The sequence below is a fragment of the Pseudomonas sp. K5002 genome (assembly GCF_013386655.1).
Classification (GTDB): Bacteria; Pseudomonadota; Gammaproteobacteria; order Pseudomonadales; family Pseudomonadaceae; genus Aquipseudomonas.
This window is the reverse complement of record NZ_JACARK010001659.1, coordinates 1-436: the sequence shown is the minus strand read 5'-3', so window position 1 is coordinate 436 and position 436 is coordinate 1. Positions and strand designations below refer to the sequence as shown.

The window sequence follows — 436 nt, the reverse complement described above, 5'->3', positions numbered from 1 at the left end:
GAGCAACGCCTGCCACGCCAGGGCACTGGCGTTGAAGCGGTCATCGGCCCCGGGGCTGATTTCCTCGGTACAACCAAAGCCGGCCATGGCCAGTGCGCCCCGGTCACTTGACCAGAACAGGCTTTGCCCGAGTACCTGGCGGTTGGCGGCAAATAACCGCAGCGGGTCCAGGCGCTCCGAGGCCAGGCTGAACACCACCAGCACTGCGCCGCCCTTCTCGCGCGCCAGGCGTTCGCCCTCGGTCAGCGCCTGAAGCAATCCCGGCAGACGTTCACTCATGCTCCGCTCCTTGATGCTGCTGGCGCCAGTGGCGCACTTGCTGGTCGATATTCCATTGGATGATCTGCGCAAACAGCGGGACCACGAACATCGGGTCCAACCCTTCGCGCTCGGCCCAGCGGCGGCGATGGGGCAGCATGGCGGCCACCCGCTCGGG

General features: G+C 66.7%; 1 pseudogene. It reads right to left on the bottom strand.

Annotated elements, in window-relative coordinates:
- Nucleotides 1-279, bottom strand: a pseudogene (locus tag HX846_RS38555) (salicylate biosynthesis isochorismate synthase); the annotation flags it as partial.
- Nucleotides 280-436 lie beyond the last annotated feature (157 nt).